This is a genomic window from Moraxella sp. RCAD0137 (assembly GCF_002894025.1).
GTDB classification, from domain to species: domain Bacteria; phylum Pseudomonadota; class Gammaproteobacteria; order Pseudomonadales; family Moraxellaceae; genus Moraxella; species Moraxella porci.
Map to the genome: position 1 here is coordinate 106,123 of NZ_LTCC01000003.1, position 14,680 is coordinate 120,802.

Annotated in this window: 15 protein-coding genes and 1 tRNA gene; 9 read left to right on the forward strand and 7 right to left on the reverse strand. The window is 47.9% G+C overall.

Going from position 1 to position 14,680, the window contains the following annotated elements:
• Window positions 1-17 precede the first annotated feature (17 nt).
• Window positions 18-440: a surface-adhesin E family protein gene (locus tag AZ602_RS04025; protein WP_103033808.1), complete on the reverse strand. Its 423-nt coding sequence runs from the start codon at window positions 438-440 to the stop codon at window positions 18-20.
• A gap of 231 nt (window positions 441-671) precedes the next feature.
• On the opposite strand from AZ602_RS04025, the gene AZ602_RS04030 reads away from it, so the two are divergent.
• Window positions 672-1,355: a glutathione S-transferase gene (locus AZ602_RS04030; RefSeq protein ID WP_103033809.1), complete on the forward strand. Its 684-nt coding sequence runs from the start codon at window positions 672-674 to the stop codon at window positions 1,353-1,355.
• A 101-nt stretch (window positions 1,356-1,456) separates the two neighbouring features.
• Here the strand turns inward: AZ602_RS04030 and hemJ are convergent, their stop codons facing one another.
• From hemJ to serB, 4 genes are all read right to left on the reverse strand, one after another.
• Entirely contained in the window at window positions 1,457-1,882 is a 426-nt protein-coding gene (hemJ, locus tag AZ602_RS04035; RefSeq protein ID WP_103033878.1) for a protoporphyrinogen oxidase HemJ, read from the reverse strand.
• 63 nt (window positions 1,883-1,945) lie between these two features.
• Window positions 1,946-2,989, reverse strand: coding sequence for a biotin synthase BioB (gene bioB / locus AZ602_RS04040; protein WP_369803858.1), 1,044 nt, complete (start codon window positions 2,987-2,989; stop codon window positions 1,946-1,948).
• Window positions 2,990-3,085: 96 nt separating this feature from the next.
• Entirely contained in the window at window positions 3,086-3,595 is a 510-nt protein-coding gene (locus AZ602_RS04045; RefSeq protein WP_227525165.1) for a hypothetical protein, read from the reverse strand.
• 36 nt (window positions 3,596-3,631) lie between these two features.
• Window positions 3,632-4,741 carry a phosphoserine phosphatase SerB gene (gene serB / locus AZ602_RS04050; RefSeq protein WP_103033810.1) on the reverse strand — a complete coding sequence of 370 codons (1,110 nt, stop codon included), beginning with the start codon at window positions 4,739-4,741 and terminating at the stop codon, window positions 3,632-3,634.
• 355 nt (window positions 4,742-5,096) lie between these two features.
• Here serB and AZ602_RS04055 point away from each other — a divergent pair, with 355 nt between their 5' ends.
• The 6 genes from AZ602_RS04055 to rapA all read left to right on the forward strand — a co-directional run bounded on the left by AZ602_RS04055 (window position 5,097) and on the right by rapA (window position 11,247).
• Complete coding sequence (locus AZ602_RS04055; protein ID WP_103033811.1) at window positions 5,097-6,350, forward strand: hypothetical protein; 1,254 nt, start codon at window positions 5,097-5,099, stop codon at window positions 6,348-6,350.
• Between the two features lie 131 nt (window positions 6,351-6,481).
• A complete protein-coding gene (locus tag AZ602_RS04060) occupies window positions 6,482-6,700 on the forward strand; it encodes a hypothetical protein (protein ID WP_078317871.1) in 219 nt (72 codons plus the stop codon).
• A gap of 136 nt (window positions 6,701-6,836) precedes the next feature.
• Entirely contained in the window at window positions 6,837-7,358 is a 522-nt protein-coding gene (locus AZ602_RS04065) for a YecA family protein (protein WP_078317872.1), read from the forward strand.
• Window positions 7,359-7,431: 73 nt separating this feature from the next.
• The gene (locus AZ602_RS04070) at window positions 7,432-7,794 is read left to right on the forward strand and encodes a YbjQ family protein (protein ID WP_103033812.1); all 363 of its coding nucleotides are present in this window, start codon (window positions 7,432-7,434) and stop codon (window positions 7,792-7,794) included.
• Entirely contained in the window at window positions 7,794-8,246 is a 453-nt protein-coding gene (locus AZ602_RS04075) for a YbjQ family protein (protein ID WP_227525166.1), read from the forward strand. Before AZ602_RS04070 ends, AZ602_RS04075 begins: the two co-directional genes overlap by 1 nt.
• 136 nt (window positions 8,247-8,382) lie before the next feature.
• Window positions 8,383-11,247, forward strand: coding sequence for an RNA polymerase-associated protein RapA (gene rapA, locus AZ602_RS04080; protein ID WP_103033813.1), 2,865 nt, complete (start codon window positions 8,383-8,385; stop codon window positions 11,245-11,247).
• A gap of 189 nt (window positions 11,248-11,436) precedes the next feature.
• On the opposite strand, the gene AZ602_RS04085 is transcribed toward rapA, so the two are convergent.
• Window positions 11,437-11,513 (reverse strand) — tRNA-Val (locus AZ602_RS04085).
• Between the two features lie 71 nt (window positions 11,514-11,584).
• Window positions 11,585-12,628: an EF-P beta-lysylation protein EpmB gene (gene epmB / locus AZ602_RS04090; protein ID WP_103033881.1), complete on the reverse strand. Its 1,044-nt coding sequence runs from the start codon at window positions 12,626-12,628 to the stop codon at window positions 11,585-11,587.
• Between the two features lie 169 nt (window positions 12,629-12,797).
• On the opposite strand from epmB, the gene efp reads away from it, so the two are divergent.
• The gene (gene efp / locus AZ602_RS04095) at window positions 12,798-13,373 is read left to right on the forward strand and encodes an elongation factor P (protein WP_078317875.1); all 576 of its coding nucleotides are present in this window, start codon (window positions 12,798-12,800) and stop codon (window positions 13,371-13,373) included.
• 306 nt (window positions 13,374-13,679) lie between these two features.
• Window positions 13,680-14,585 carry a UDP-3-O-acyl-N-acetylglucosamine deacetylase gene (gene lpxC, locus AZ602_RS04100; RefSeq protein ID WP_103033814.1) on the forward strand — a complete coding sequence of 302 codons (906 nt, stop codon included), beginning with the start codon at window positions 13,680-13,682 and terminating at the stop codon, window positions 14,583-14,585.
• The last annotated feature ends 95 nt before the right edge of the window (window positions 14,586-14,680 follow it).

Sequence of the window (14,680 nt, forward strand, 5' to 3'; positions counted from 1 at the left end):
GACAGATGGGTGGTGGATCAGGTGGCGTAGGCACAGACGATGTTGAGCGTGTGTTCGCTAGGGGTGCCTGGAACGGCTCTCTTCCAATTGGCAGATGAATACCGGCTAAAGGATGATGTATTGCCACTGTCAACCAGCCTGCCTTGTTTGTCATAGGCAGCACTGTATTCTAAGGCAAATTTGCGAGCACGGCAGTCATAATAGACAAAGTATTTACCTGTCCAATATTTTTTACCACCTACATCTTGTGCTTGTTTAAGTTCTACCTGCTTCCATGCAGTCATCACAGGTGTGCCATTGACGAGCGTGTCTGCTTGGATGCTATCTAAGTCAATGTAGTGTTTGTCGCCATCGAAGGTTTCGCCAAGCTCAAACCAATTCACCGCCATTGCTTGCTGTGTCATGACTGTGGCAAGTGCAGCTATCAATAATTTTTTCATCATAAACTCCCAAATCTGATTAATTAAAATTAACACTACCAAAAATTATCCTAAAAATAGACGGTGGTGTCAAGGTGGGGGATGTGGTGAATGTGTAAAGATATTTGATGGCTGAACCAGTCGTTGATGCCTGCTAAGCACCGATGACGATTGAGTAAATCTCATCACAACCCTGTACCAAAGATAAAATATCATGTATGATGGCTTAGTGCTGTTAACTTGGAAATATTGATGATTACTTTATACCACCTAGAAAAATCGCGTTCGTTTCGCATCGTGTGGCTATTAGAAGAGCTAAAATTGGCTTATGGCTTGGATTATCAGCTGATCGGCCATCAGAGAGATGAGCGGACTTATCTAGCGCCCAGATCTTTTAGGGACATTCATCCGATGGGCAAGGCACCGATTTTGGTGGATGATAGCTTGCCTGATGGCGAGCAGGTGTTGGCGGAGTCGGCACTGATTATTGAGTATTTATTAAAAACTTATGATAGCGAGCAGCGATTTTATCCGACAGGTGACAAGGCGTGGCGTGATTATACATTTTGGCTGCATTTTGCCGAAGGTTCGCTGATGCCGCCTTTGGTGATGGGGCTGATTTTGACCAAGGCAAGCCAAAAAGCACCACTGCTTGTCAGACCGATTGCCCGCAAACTCAAATCAGGCATTGATCAGATGATCTTAAGTAATAATATCAGTTCGGCTTTGGGGTTGGTAGAAGAGACGCTGAGTCGCTCGCCATGGTTTGCAGGGGATGTGTTTACAGGTGCGGATGTGCAGATGTATTTTGCCATCGCAGCTGCCAGACAGCGTGTGGGCTTGGCAGGTATGAGTGCGACCACGGCATGGCTTGAGCGATGTGAATCACGGACAGGCTTTATCAATACTGTTGCCAAAGTTGGCACGGTGTTTTGATGCGTCATGTGAGTTGATATATTAACGATGATTGCTTGATTTTAGTGATAAAAAAATGGCACAACTGATAAAGCTGTGCCAGTGAGCGGTGATGATATGCCTTAAAACGGCTTGACCACCGCCAAAATCACCACGGCAATCAAAATAAATACAGGGATCTCATTGAACCACCGCCAATAGACATGGCTTTTGAATTTGGGATTGTCCATCAAGCGAACACGGAAGTGACCGCAGGACAGATGATAAATGGTCAGTAGTGCTACCAAGACCAGTTTGGCGTGTAGCCAGCCTTGGGTCAGATAGATGCTAGGGGCAAGGGCAATCATCAAAAGACCGCACGTCCAAGTGAAAATCATCGCAGGTGTCATAATCCCACGATACAGCTTACGCTCCATCACAGCAAATCGCTCTTGGCTTGGTGTATCATCACTCATCGCATGATAGACAAATAGGCGTGGCAAATAAAAAATCCCAGCAAACCAACACACCATGCCGATGATATGAAAAGCTCTGATATACTCTAGCATACGGATACCCAATAAAAAAGATGCACCATTATAGCACATCTTTTTGGGGAAATTGATGACGCCTTAAGCGGAGAGTGGGCAGCCCTCAGGACGCTCTTGATTGATGGCAGTGCCATTCATCGCATCAATGATTTGTGGTTTTGGCATCGGGCGAGTCGGTGTTAAGCCCAATTCTGCCATCAAGCGATCATCATGCGATGTAGATTGGTTGCCTGTGGTGAGCAGCTTATCCCCATAGAAGAATGAGTTGGCGCCCGCCATGAATGCCAATGCTTGCTCGCCATCACTCAGGCTTTCTCGACCTGCTGACAGTCGCACGAAGCTTGTCGGACAGGCGATACGAGTCACGGCAATAGTGCGAATCCACTCGATAACTGACAGGCGACCTTCGGCAAGCACTTTATCGCCAAGTGGTGTGCCTTTGATCGGAACGAGCAGGTTAACAGGAATTGACTGTGGCGGGATTGGCATCTGAGTCAGTTCATAAATCCAGTCAATGCGGTCTTGGCGACTCTCACCCATACCGACGATACTGCCTGAACAGACATTGATGCCAGCATTACGCACATATTCGATGGTTTCAAGACGGTCATCATAACTGCGTGTGGTGGCGACGCTGTCATAGTAGTTGCGAGAAGTGTCCAGATTGTGATTATAATAATCCAAACCTGCATCAGCGAGTGTCTTGGCCTGATCAGGACTCAGCATACCTAGTGTCATACAAGTCTCAAGCCCCATTGCTTTGACTTCGCTGATCAGCTCAACCAGATACGGCATATCTTTGGCACTGGGGTGTTTCCATGCTGCACCCATGCAAAAGCGTGATGAGCCTTGAGCTTTGGCACGGCGTGCTGCCGCCAGTACCTTTTCGATTTCTAGGCGTTTTTCGGGTGTCAGTCCCGTCTTGTCACGATGATGACCTGACTGCGAGCAGTAGCCACAGTCCTCAGGGCAGTTGCCAGTTTTGATGGACAGCAGCGTGCTGATTTGTACTTCATTGGCATTAAAATGTTCACGATGCACCGTCTGAGCCTGCATCAGCAAATCCATCAATGGCAAATCAAACAGTCGGGCGATTTCATCCTTTGAAATGTGCGTCATCATCATGGTCATACCTAAAAAAATCAAAATTTAGTAAACGATTGTACCGAAAAATACAGCAAATAGCAACCATCCTAATGGCTAGGATGGCTCGGCTTTGGATCATTTACCCAGCTTTTGTTTGATGCTGCCGATCAGATCTTTGGCGGTTTGGGTGTAAGGTTTGGCGGCGTCGATCAAGGGCTTGGCTTGACCCCAATAGCCTTTGTATTGCTCAGGGATTGTGGCTGCTTGTTTGCCGATGCCAGCCAGCCATAGTACTAGCTTATAATCGCCAGTGACTTTGACTTCGCCGTCTTGGATCGCAGTCATCAATGCTGCCACATCGCCTTTGGTGAGTAGTTTGACACCAGTCATAGAATCTTTAAAATCCACGGTCAAATCCGCATTGCTGGCAGTACCCATCGCCTGACCGAAATGACCATTTTCAAAGCGAAAATAGCGCGCAACCTCTGGCGCGGTGAATTGGATGCAGACGGTGCGATCTTTGATGAGGTTGTTGAATGATTCGTTCTCGCGAGATTTGGCCAGATTCTGTAAGCGCAGGCCAAATGCCGCAAGCAGCGCATCCAAAGCATCGGCTTTGACATTGATGACAGGAATGGTAAACATAAGTTATCCTTTTATAAATAAATAATAAAAATCAGATCAGCGTGGATCCAGTCTGTGACCCAGCGCATAAATCACGCCTTCAAGACCTGTAATATTCACCGCAGCGGAGGCCTTGGCTTGGACGATTGGCTTGGCACGATAAGCGATACCAAGATCGCTGATGGCCATCATTGGCAAATCATTGGCGCCGTCGCCGATGCAGATGGCTTGTTGTAAGGGTAAGCCTAAACGAGCAGCGACTTTTTGGGTGATGGCGGCTTTTTGATCGCCATCTAAAATATTGTCATCGACCATACCGCTTAAGGTTTTGCCGTCATGCAGCAGCGGATTGGCATAATATTCATCGATGCCCAGTGTCTTTGCAACATAGTCGGCAAATGGCTCAAAGCCACCAGAAATCAGCACTGTGTGATAGCCGATCGCTTTAAGCGCGCGGATCGTTGCAGCAGCACCTGGCTGAATATGGATGTGCTTGGCGATGATCTCATCGACGATGCTGATGGGTGCATCGGCCAACAGTGCCACACGACGCGCAAAACTGGTAGCAAAATCGATCTCACCGCGCATTGCTTCTTCGGTGATCTGGGCGACTTTTTCTTCGACGCCGCAAAACTTGGCCAACTCGACGATGACCTCTTCTTCGATCAGCGTCGAATCCATATCAAAGCAAGCCAAGCGATGGCGCGTCAGCATCTTATCAGCAGACAAAATATGTACATCGGCGCGGATCGCGGCGGACAGATGGCTTGAGATTTGTTCATCGATGATGTGCGCGACCGCCGTTTTGCTAACTTGGCCGATGTCGGATTTGGGGGTCAATAGATAACGATGGATCACCACATCAGCCAAGGGTGCATCGGTGCTGATCAGATGGGCATTGGCTTTGGCGACCTCATCATCAAAAACCTGCGCCAGTTGCCAGTTGGCTTGTGTAGCGACCCAGTCTTGCATCAGCTGATCGACATTGGCCTCTTGATCGGGTGTGACGACGATGATGGCAAATAAAGGCAGCTTGGCAAGCTTGGCAGCGATGTCATTGGCGGTAAAATCTGTACCGACGACTTCGCTGGGCAGCTGATTGGCGACGGTATTGACTGCGTTTTGCCATGCTTGGCTGTTTTTTGGTAGAGCATAAGTGTATGACATGTCAGACCTTTTTATTATATCAAGTTTATGATACATGCGTCCATAGGCGGCGTCTTGAAGGCGGCTTTGGGGTGTGCCAAGCTGATTGGCAGCCATCGGCCGAGCGAATAATTTGACCATATTAGCAGTTTATCACTGATTTTAAAAGACCAAAAGCTAAGAATATCGATTCGGCTTGGCGACAAGGCGTGCTGCTTGGCTTGCTTTGATTTGTGATGATGAGCAAGTGTGTGCCAAAATCCTGAATAAAGCCAAAAACTGCATAAAACTGAACAGAAATCTGCCAAAGCTGCTAACTATTTGGCTAAATAATGTTATAATAACAAAATTTCATTGTTGGTATCTGGCAAACATCATGACATACTTAGCACCCAGACAGGGTATTTTTGCAGCAATCGTTTTGACAAGTTTGGTTTTGCATCTGCTGTTTTTTGCGATCAGCACCGAGCGCAGCATCACCGCCCAAAATCAAGCGGTGGTCGATCGCAGCATCGCGACGCTCAGCCAAGAGCTTGCTGCACCGCTGGCGGCGTATGATCGGGTGAGTATGAGTGTGATCATGGAGCCGTATGCCAAAGAAGAGGCTATCGGCTATGTCGGGGTGTATGATAGCCAAGGCGGTGTGTTGGTGCCGCTTGGGCAAAGCAGTGATGGCTACCGTGCTGAGCAGGTGATCACATCGGGTGATCAGGTGCTGGGCAAGATCGCTGTGCAGGCCAAGGCGGTGAGTCGCGCCGAGATTTTGTCGGGCAATTGGGTGTTTTTATTAAGCGTCATCGGTCTGCATGTCATGCTGTGGCTGATTTATGGTTATGTCGCCAGACCCAGCGATGAGCTAAAAGCCCAGATCGCCAAATCCGTGCGTAAAGAGCTGTTAAGTAAGGGCATTTTACCAGATCAGACTCTGCATACTGCACCTGCAGCCGCACCCGACACGGCATCGACTGAACAAGTGCAGGATGATGAAGATGAGACGCAGGATGAGGTCGCTCCTCGCCCAGAGCGTGAGCCTGAAGCGCAATTGGCAGCGGCTTATACAGTGCAGCTGACCTTTAAAGACCCGCATCATTTGCTGACCACGGTGAGCATTGATACCAAAGATGCTTATCTGGCGCTGTGCGATCAGCTGTTTGATCGGGCGTGTGCCGCGGTGCTTGAGCTGCCTTTATTTGCAGGTGTAGCACTGGCTGATAAGCATCCGTTCGATGAGTCGGGTACGGCAGTTACGCTGTATGCCACTGATGACCATGCCAAGACGGCAGCGGCAGCGGCAGTGCTGTCGAAGCTTTTGGTGATGGTTAATGAAGTGGTGTACCAAAAACATCGTGAAATCAAGCGCTTTGCTTTGCCTGTCAAGGCGGTGTGTAGTGATTCGATGCTCTCTGATGTCGCCAAAAACATTCTGCTGATGCGCAAAGAAGAATCGCTGACTATCTTTGGGGAAGCTGGACGCAACCAAGTCTCGATGTACATGACCTTAGCGCCACTGTCCCATCCAAGCACCGTGCATGAGCGTGATGGCCGTGAGATCGTCGGGGTGACCAATGCCACCGCCGAACGCCTAAAAATCGCCCGTGATAAAGTACTACTGGGCGAAGATCACAGCTAAATTAAGATAATACTTGACAAAATCGTCAATCCGTTTTATAAGGCTACTGGATGGATAAACTCCATCACACATCCCTGCTTTAAAAATGGACGATAGGCACCCAACCGACCGCTTGTAGATAAGGAGTCGTTATGAGTAATATTGATGATGATTTTGATGACGATAATTTTGAAGAAGATGCTGATGCTAAGCTTGCTGATGAAGGCAAGGCTAAGCCTTTGGAAAAGCGCCTAAAAATCGATGCATTGCTAGAAGAGCAGCGCCTAAATAAGCTCAAGCGCGCGCTCGAAGATGAAGATGATTTTGCAGAGTTCGATGATCTGGATGATGACGATGATTTTGATTTTTAGCACATCGACTTGGCGATAACAGCCTGCTTATGCCGACCTAATCAGTCGGCATAAGCGTTAATTTTTGACAATATCACGATCTGTGAGTTGTTGCTGATGGATAAGTTGCCATTGGCGAATATTTGATGAGTATGATATGAATAAACAACAGCTATTTGATTATTTGGAATCACCTGCCAACGAAACGGGCTTGGATCCCATCGCAGCCCATGGTTTTTTGACGGCGACAGTGGTTGGCAAGCCATTACCAAACTGGATCTCGGCATTTTTTGAGGGTATGGATGCGCAGGTGCCTAGCGAGGTAAAAGCAGCGCTTAAAGCATGGCAACAAGAACTCATCGATACGCTAAAAGCAGAGCAGCCGATTGAATTGCCATTCGATGCCAGCACCGAAGCCACTGATTTTAGTGAGGATGGTGATTTGGCGGCTTGGGCGATCGGCTTTGTTGATGCGATGTATTCTGATGACAATGTCGATTGGTTTGATGACGAAAGCACCGAAGAGGATGTGGCGATGCTGACCTTGCCGATGGTGATGCTGTCAGGCATTGATGAAGAGATGGATGAGATGCGCGATGACGAGACACTGGCGCAAATGGCCAATGCGTTGGAAGACAACATCACTGAGCTGTTTTTGTTATTTCACACCAATGACTAAAGGCGGATGTTAAGCCAGGGCAGGGTGTGATGCATCCTGTCTTTTTATTTGATAAAACCACATAGGTGATCTGATGCAGTTATCCAATTTAGAAACCTTACCCAACCACATCATCACAGAGCGTCTGGATGTCGTCTATGGCAGCACCGTGCGCAGTAAGCACGTGGGTAAAGATTTATTAGCAGGGCTAAAAAACATTGTCGGCGGTGAGCTGACTGCTTATACCGAGCTGCTCGAAGAGGCTCGCCAAGAAGCTATGGCACGCATGATTGCCAAGGCTCAAGCACTGGGCGCAGATGCCATCGTTGGTATTCGCTTTTCGACATCGAACATCACTGCAGGGGCTTCAGAGCTGTTCGTCTATGGTACAGCGGTCAAGGTGCAAAAGAAGTTCAATCCTTTTGGTGAGACCACTCACAGCGCAGGGCAGCCGTGATGGAACTTGAAGCGATCATACTGCGCCATTTGGATTGGCTGGTGGCCATCGTCTTATTTATGATTGGCTGGTATTTTGGCACGCGTGCTGAAAGGCGACACTTGGCCACTTTGGCCGCAGATGAACAAAAATACCGCCACATTAGCCTATCCAGTGAGCGTTTTTATGAGCCGTCTTATGTCAGTGAGTCGATGTTGGTGGTGGGCAGCGTGGTCATCGCACAGGATTATTTTAAAACTGTGGTCGCAGGCGTGCTAAGCTTATTTGGCAAGAATTTGACGGTATATGAGTCGCTTTTGGATCGCGCTCGCCGTGAAGCGGTGGTGCGCGCCAAGTCTCAGGCAGCCGCTCGTGATTTTGATGCCTTATACGGTCTGCGCTTTGAGATGACAGAGGTCGAGGGCGGTATTGAGATGCTGGCGTATGCAGTGGCGGTGCGATCAATGCGCTGAGTGATCTTGAAAATCAGGCACAACGCGTCCATAAACAAACATAGCAAATTGATATTATTTGCAGTAAAATAACGGGTTTGGCTGCATATATCGCCATAACCCATCCTAAAAAGAACAACAAAATCCCGAGTTTTTTATGAGTGAAAATTTTGCCATCGGTCAGCGTTATTTATCAGACAGCGAAACCAGCTTAGGGCTTGGCGTCGTCATCAATGTCGATGAACGCTGTGTGCATATCTTATTCCCCCAAAGCGAAGAAACCCGTGTGTATGCCAAGGCTTCTGCCTTACTGTCTCGTGTGGTGTTCTCAGTGGGTGATGACATTACCGACCAAGATGGCAATCAGTTCACTGTTGAGCGTTGTGAAGATATCGCAGGCGTGATGCGTTATCATCTCACCTGTGGCAAAAGCCTGATGGAGACTCGCTTGGCGGCGAATATCACCCTTGCCAAGCCACTAGAGCGACTGCTGGCTGGTCGTATCGAAGGGGCAGATTGGTATGAGCTACGCCAAGATGCCTTGCGTATCCACGCGATGCTAAGCCGTCATCCTTTGCGTGGCTTGATCGGCGCTCGTGTGGATATCATCAAGCATCAGCTGTATATCGCCCACGAAGTCGGCAAGCGTCTATCGCCACGAGTGCTGTTGGCGGACGAAGTAGGACTTGGTAAGACCATCGAAGCAGGGCTCATCATGCATCAGCAGATCTTGACTGGCAAAGTTGATCGCGTGCTAGTGCTGGTGCCCGATAGCTTGCAGTATCAGTGGATGATTGAGCTCAAGCGTCGTTTTAATCTGGATTTTGCATTATTTGACCTGGTCCGCACTGCATCCATCAAAGAGCATAATCCTGACCAAAATGTCTTTTTGACCGAACAATTCATCATCGCAGGCATTGATCTATTGCTTGACCATCATGACCTATATGAGCAGGCGTATGCAGCGGGCTTTGATTTGCTTGTCGTGGATGAAGCGCATCACTTACACTGGGATAGCGAGCAAGGCGGTAATGATAAATATGAGATGGTGGCGGATTTTGCTGCCAATATCGCAGGCGTGCTACTACTGACAGCGACACCAGAGCAGCTTGGGGTGGAGAGTCATTTTGCTCGTCTAAGACTGCTGGATCCGCATCGCTTTGATGATTTGGATGATTTTGTGGCCGCCCAAGATGCCTTTGCCGATGTGGCGATGGTGGCGACCTTGTTAATTGATGATCAAGAATTATCCGAAAAACAAATCCGTGCCGTGGCAGGCTTACTGGGTTTTGATGAACCTGAGCTTGCTGATATCAATGCCAATGAGCGACTGCGTACCCATGTGATTAATGAGCTGCTTGACCGTCATGGTACAGGCCGTGTGCTGTTTCGCAATACCCGTGATAGCGTCCAAGGCTTCCACGGTCGCATGAGTATTCCTTATCCATTGCCACTGCCTGATGCATGGAAGGGTACACATTATACCGATGGTAAGCTGCGTGAACAGCTGTGGGGCGAAGAGAATTACCCTGATGGTGCATGGCTTGAGACCGACCCGAGAGTATCGTGGCTGATTGGGCTATTGCGCCAAGAACTCAAGCACAAAAAAGTACTGCTGATTGCTCGCAGTGGTGCGACGATTGAGAGCCTAGAAGCGGTGCTACGCTTGCACGCTGGCATCAAGACAGCGATTTTTACCGAGCAGATGAGCCTGCTTGAGCGAGATCAAGCGGCGGCTTACTTTGCTGATGATGCTGGGGCACAGATTTTGCTGTGTTCAGAGATTGGTTCAGAGGGGCGTAATTTTCAGTTTGCCCAAGATTTGGTACTGTTTGATTTACCTGCCAATCCAGATACGCTTGAACAACGCATCGGCCGTCTCGATCGTATCGGTCAAACTGCCCAAATCCGCTTGCACGTGCCATTTGTGATGGGGACTGCCCAAGAGCGTCTATATAACTGGTATGATGGTGCTTTGAATATTTTCCATCAAATCAGCCCAACTGCCCAGTCTGTCCAAGAAGCCTATATTGCGACACTCAAGCCACTGCTTGAAGGTGGTGACAATGCGGATAATCGCACAGCACTCATTGAGCTGATTGCCGAAGCGGCCGTCTATCGTGGACAGCTTGAAGCCGAGCTACAGGCAGGACGAGATCGCTTGCTTGAGTATAATTCATGCCGTCCAAATGTCGCCACACGCATTGAGACTGCCATGCACGAGCTTGACAACAACAAGCTGCTGCCTGTATTCCTAGATCGCTATCTGACCGCAGTGGGTATGGATTATAGCGTTCAGCGGGATGGCTCATGGATCATTCATCCGGTCGATGCATCCGAAGTGGATATCGAAGGGATTGAGAGCCTACCGATTGATGAAGATGGCATGACTTTGACCTTTAGCCGTCAGCAGGCACTGGCTCGTGAAGATATGGAATACATGACTTATGAGCATCCACTGGTGCAGGCGGTGCTTGAGATGGTGCTGTCAGGGACTTTTGGTAATACCCAAGTGGCACTACTCAAATCATCTGCTCTACCAAAAGGTATGCTGCTGATCGAAAGCCAGTATCGTATCGAAGCCATCGCTGCTAAGTCGCTCAATTTATCCGCTTATTTGCCGCAGCAGAGCCTAAGGGTGTTTTTGAGCGAACGCGGAGATGATCTAACCAAAGTCGCCACCACTGACAAAATCATGCCGCTGATTGATCGCCTTGACAAGCCAAGAGCCCGCCAAGTCACCAAAGCCCGTGCTGCTGTGATTGATGCTCGTGCCCAAGATGCCAAAGCCCGTGCCACCGCTCAGCTTGATGAGATCAGCGCACAGGCGATGAGCGCCTTTGGTGAGTATATGGATAAAGAAATTGGCCGTCTGACTCGCTTACAAGCCATCAACCCAAATGTGCGTGATGATGAGATTATCGCACTTGCCAAGCGTAAAGAACAGGGCCTCGCGGCACTTGCCAATCTGTCACTCGTGCCTGATAGCATCCGAGTGCTGGTGGTGGTATCGCCTGACTAACGCAGATGGGACTCATCCAAATCGCTTAGGTGTTTACTTAAGCGATTTTTTTGGTGGTATGGCTTGGCTCAATTTGCGTTTACTTTGGCTGTTTTTGTCAAAAGGCACAAAATATCATCAATGTAAATTTTCAGTAATTGTTAAATAACAAAAAGCCCTTGAAATCATTGACTTCAAGGGCTTTGGATTTGGTAGGCATAACTAGATTCGAACTAGCGACCCCCACCATGTCAAGGTGGTGCTCTAACCAACTGAGCTATATGCCTGTGTAAGTGGACGCTATTTTACCAAGTTTTTAAGATATTGCAAGTGTTTTTTGCAAGAATTTGCAAATTTTTTAGTCATCGTCGATAAGATGGAGATTAACGGGTGTTTTGTAAGGGCGATTTGGCAGCTCTTGCACCAGTTTTGGCACCAAATAGCCTGATAAGCGCTCAAGCAGCTGCCAATAGATGCCCACCGCTTGTTTGATTGGCAGATCAAAGTGCGCCGCGCCTGCCACCTTATCAAGCACATGCAGATAGTAGGGCATGATGCCAGCGGCGAATAGCGCATGGCTAAGCTTAGATAAGACCTCGGCATCATCATTGATGCCTTTTAATAGCACAGTCTGATTCAGCAGCATGACATTGGCTGCGCGCAGGGCTTGGCATTTTTTGATGAGCGCCTCATCGATCTCATTGGCGTGATTGATGTGCAGCACCATCACTATTTTTTTTGGATAATTGGCAAACAGTGATAACAGCTCGTCATCTACGCGATTGGGCAGCACCACAGGCAGGCGCGTGTGCAGACGCACGGTATGAATGTGGGAAATGTCAGCAATTTTATCGAGCCATAGTGACAAGAATTTATGATTCACGCTCAGTGGATCGCCACCACTAAAAATCACCTCATCAAGTTCAGGATGGGCGCTGATGTACTCAGTCACCGCACTGATTTCACGGCTACTGGGCTGATTGGCGGCATAATCAAAATGCTGACGAAAGCAGTAGCGGCAATGCACAGCGCAGGCGCCTGTGATGGTCAAAAGCACGCGCGAGCGGTATTTGTGCAGCAGCCCTTTGATGGGATTTTGGTGATTTTCAGCCAAAGGGTCGGTACCATATCCCTCGACAGCCAAGCGCTCAGCAGGACTTGGCAACACCTGTAGCAGCAAGGGGTCGAGTAGATCTGATTTTTGCATTTTTTTGATAAATGCATGTGGTACGCGCAGGCCGAAGTGCTTGGATGTATCGGCAGCTTCTGGTGCAGGCAAATCAAGCAGCCGATGCAGCTCATCTAAATCGCTGATGGCAGCAGCAAGCTCGCTTTGCCAATCGTCAAAATCGGGAAAATCGGCACTTTGAAAAAATTTTTTTGGGGAAATGGTGGAAATCATGGTTTTATTTTTGACAAAAATCACTAAAACTTTATATAATACAAGGTTTGAGGTCACTGATGTATTCAGCACTGACACTGCTGCAAATTATACCGCATTTTTGACAAAGAATTGAAACTTTACACCGAGCGTTGCTCGATTTTTTATTGATAAGTTGCAGGTAATCCCTATGGCAAGTTTTTCTACGAACGATTTTAAAGCTGGATTGAAAGTCATGTTGGATGGCAATCCATGTTCAATCATCGAAAACGAATATGTCAAGCCAGGCAAAGGCCAAGCATTCAACCGCGTCAAGCTGCGTAATCTGCGCACTGGCAAAGTGCTTGAACAAACCTTCAAATCAGGTGACAGCCTAGAAGGCGCTGATGTGATGGATACTGAGATGAACTATCTGTATAATGATGGTGAGTTTTGGCATTTCATGCACCCAGAGACTTTTGAGCAGCTACAAGCTGACAAAACTGCGATGGGTGATGCTGCTCAATGGCTAAAAGAAAACTCAAACGCACTATGCACCATCACGCTGTTCAACGGTGCGCCATTGTCAGTGACTGCGCCAAACTTCGTGGAGCTTGAGATCGTCGAAACTGATCCTGGTGTACGCGGTGATACTTCAGGCGGCGGCGGCAAACCAGCTCGCCTAGAGACTGGCGCTGTGGTTCGTGTACCGCTATTTGTCCAACAAAACGAAATCGTACGCGTCGATACCCGTACTGGCGAATACCAAACTCGCGTTAATGCTTAAGTCTTAGCCTTAAAACAGATGTCAGCAATGGCATCTGTTTTTTTATGCGCATTACACCCGCTATGATGGATCAATTACAAACCATAAAACAAATCAAACACAATTATTGAGAAAGCTTAAGCCGAATGGATGACAAAAAAGCTGCTAAATGTTAAAATATTATGACACATTTTGAAATATTTTGCTGAAGATGGCCACAGATCATCGCTAAGTTAAACAGCGTTAAACAGCCTTTCGTTGTCTGTTAAGAGGCTTTATGATCAGGATGCATCATTTGGCAACACTACGACCCTATCGAGAATAATTATGACAAAGCTCTATCAACGCACGATCGCAAAAGCCATCACTGCCACAGGCATCGGCCTGCATAGCGGCAAAAAAGTCACGCTGACGCTACTGCCTGCTGAGGTGGATACGGGCATCGTGTTTGAGCGGACGGATTTGGACGCCATCGTACCGATGGATGCCTTTTTGGTGGTGGATACGATGATGTCATCAAATCTAGTGCAAGGCGAGGCGCGTATCGGTACGGTGGAGCATTTATTGTCTGCTGTGGCAGCTTATGGCTTGGATAATCTGATCATTCAAGTCGATGCGCCCGAAATCCCAATCATGGACGGCTCTGCAGCACCATTTTTATATTTGATTGATCAAGCTGGGATCAAAGACCAAACGCAACTAAAAAAATTCATCAAGATTCTAAAGCCAGTTGAGGTGATAGACGGTGATAAGTGGGCGCGCCTTGAACCTTATGATGATGGCTTTTTGATGGATTTTGAGATTGATTTTAATCATGCGGCCATCGCTGCGACCGAGCAGAGCACGCGTCTGGATTTTAATACCGCTAATTTTGCCATCGAGGTCGGGCAGGCGCGCACTTTTGGGTTCTTAAAAGACATCGAATATTTACAAATGAACAATCTGGCATTGGGCGGTAGCCTAGATAATGCTGTGGTACTTGACGATGATAAAGTCGTCAATGAAGGCGGCCTGCGCTATCCGAATGAATTTGTGCGCCATAAGATGCTCGATGCGGTGGGCGACCTTTATGTCATCGGCCATCCTTTGCTGGCGAAGTTTTCTGCCTTTAAATCTGGGCATGCACTGAACAACACACTGATCCGTGCGGTGCTAAACGATGAAAGTTCTTTTGAAATTGTAACATTTTATGACAAAAATGACTGCCCGATTGTCTATGTCGAAGCGGCTTGATGGCTGACATCTTTAGTGTACGGTTGTACGACTCACTACAAAAATTCGGCAAAACCTTCGCAAAATAAGGGAAACATTTTATTTTTTGCATAATC